Raw genomic sequence first — 2,219 nt, 5'->3', positions numbered from 1 at the left:
TGGTCGGGCTGGTCCAGAAGGACACCACCCTGGGGAGCCCCAGCACCACCGCGGACGACGGGCCGCTGGCCGATGACCTGGCGGCCCAGAACATCGCCTTCCGGCTCCGCCAGATCGTCACCGCGCCGGTCTCGGGCCTGCCGGCCGGCTCGCCCTACCAGAGCCTCTCCGACATCGGCATCGGCACCAGTGGCACCGAGAACCAGCTCGCGGTCATCGACCCTTCCAAGCTGAGCGCAGCCGTCCAGGCGAATCCGAAGGCCGTGCTGGCGCTCCTGTCCAACAACGGCGGCACCGGCGTCGTCGACCAGATGAGCAGCTACGTGGACAGCCTGGTCGGGAACGCCCTCAAAGGGATCAGCGGGATCATCCCCTCCATCCAACAGTCGCTGGACAGCCAGATCCAGAGCATCTCCGACCAGATCGCTTCCTTCCAGAACCGGCTGGACCTGGAGCGACAGACGCTCAGCCAGCAGTTCATCGCCATGGAGGCGGCGATCAGCCAGTACCGGTCGATCAGCGGATGGCTGAGCTCCACGCAGAGCGCGATGCTCTCGGCCGGCTGGGCGGGAGGGACCGGCAGGCTCGGCTGAGCTGAAAACGACGCGCTCTCGTGCGAATGCGTTGGAGGTGAAGAGACCGCCTTCCATCCCGGTGGGGGAAGGGGAAGAAGGAGGGAGACGGCAAGGGATGTTGCACAGGCGGTTCCTGGCAGCGCTGGCGGTCTCCACGGTGCTGGCGGTCGCGACGGGCCCGCTTCCTGCGTTCGCGGACAAGCCGGACGGCGGTGACGCGGAGGTGGAGACCGGCCAGGTCGGGGTGGCGACGGACACCCGGGTCGGATCGGCCGACCTGCAGGCACTGGTCACCCAGTTTCAACAAGCGGCGGCCGACGCTTCCTCGCCGGCCGGGCTGGTCAAGCTCTTCAAGGCGCTTGCCGCCAAGGCGGGAGCCGACCGGAGAAGTTTCGCACAGGCGCTGGCACTCTTCATGCGGACCAACCACGGCTTGAGCCGGGTGGCGATCGAGGCGTCGCGGAAGATGGAGTCGGAAGGCGACAGCAGTGACGCCGAGGAGGTGGTGAAGGCGACGCTGGAGGCGACGGGCCAGTCCGTGACCGGCTCCACCTACGGACAGGACGGGACGGTCACCGGTTCGACCTACGCGGGCGACGAGTCGGTCTCCGGCGCCACCTACGGCCAGTCGACGGTCTCCGGCGACGTCTACGCCGAGAAGGAGAAGGAGATGGAGGACGCCTACGCCGAGCTCGGCCGGATCTACCAGCGTGCGAAGAAGGACCGCGATCTCCACGTCTTCGTCAACGGCGTCGAGCCCGCTTTCGACGTCAAGCCCGTGGTCGAGCACGGTCGCGCGCTCGTCCCGGTCCGCGCGATCGTGGAGGCGCTCAAGGCCACGGTGAGCTGGGACGGCGCCAACGACAGCGTGACGGTCCAGGCCAACGGGCACACCGTCGTCTTCACCATCGGGTCGAAGGTGGCGGTGGTCGACGGGCAGAGCGTGACGCTGGACGTCGCGCCGGTGATCCGCGGCGGGCGGACGCTCCTGCCGCTCCGCGCCATCGCCCAGCTCCTGGGCGTGCCGGTCCGCTGGCAGGCGCAGGGGAACATCGCCGTCGTCGGCCTCGGCGCCGGCGGAGGCGGCGCAGCGGGCGGCGGGCAGCAGTAGCAGCCGGTCGAGCCGGTCGAGAGGGGAAGGGCGGGTCGGGTGCGGCCCGCCCTTCGCGTGGGTGCGCCGTGCGGAGAGGCGCCCGCCGGGACGGCGCGTTCACCCGACCTGCTCCGCGGCCTGCAGGATGTCCGTGATCAGGTCGCCCGGCTCCTCGATCCCCACGGCGAAGCGGACCAGGCCCTCGGTGATCCCGGCCGCGCGCCGCTCGTCGGGTGGCAGCGACCGGTGGGAGGCGATCCAGGGATAGAGGCAGAGGGTGTAGACGTCGCCCACGGGGGTGGCGGGCACCACGAGCCGGAGCGCGCGGAGGAAGCGGAAGACCCCTTCCTGGTCGCACGCGAGATCGACGCCGACGACCGCCCGAGGAGCCGGCCGGGATAGAGCCGCCGCGCCAGTTCGGCGTCCGGGTGATCCGGAAGCAGGGGATGGAGGACCCGCCGGAAGCGCCCGGACTCCCGAAGGGCTTGGGCGATGCGCCAGGCGCTGCCGCACTGGCGCTCGAAGCGGAGCGGCAGCGTCTTCAGCCCGCG

Annotated in this window: 3 protein-coding genes; 2 read left to right on the top strand and 1 reads right to left on the bottom strand. The window is 70.7% G+C overall.

The annotated features are described in order from the left end of the window. Together fliD and QJR14_07645 are read left to right on the top strand one after the other, a co-directional pair. The coding region (gene fliD, locus QJR14_07650; GenBank protein MDI3317473.1) for a flagellar filament capping protein FliD at positions 1-593 on the top strand (593 nt) is incomplete at its 5' end. Positions 594-690: 97 nt separating this feature from the next. Beyond that, complete coding sequence (locus tag QJR14_07645; protein MDI3317472.1) at positions 691-1,686, top strand: copper amine oxidase N-terminal domain-containing protein; 996 nt, start codon at positions 691-693, stop codon at positions 1,684-1,686. Between the two features lie 99 nt (positions 1,687-1,785). On the opposite strand, the gene QJR14_07640 is transcribed toward QJR14_07645, so the two are convergent. Continuing rightward, positions 1,786-2,181 (bottom strand): PLP-dependent transferase, encoded by a 396-nt coding sequence (locus tag QJR14_07640; protein MDI3317471.1) that lies wholly within the window; start codon positions 2,179-2,181, stop codon positions 1,786-1,788. Positions 2,182-2,219: the final 38 nt, after the last annotated feature.

The sequence above is a fragment of the Bacillota bacterium genome (assembly GCA_029961055.1).
Taxonomy (GTDB): Bacteria; Bacillota; Sulfobacillia; order JAIMAT01; family JAIMAT01; genus JAIMAT01.
Note: the sequence above shows the minus strand (reverse complement) of the source record. Positions and strands in the feature narration are given on the sequence as shown.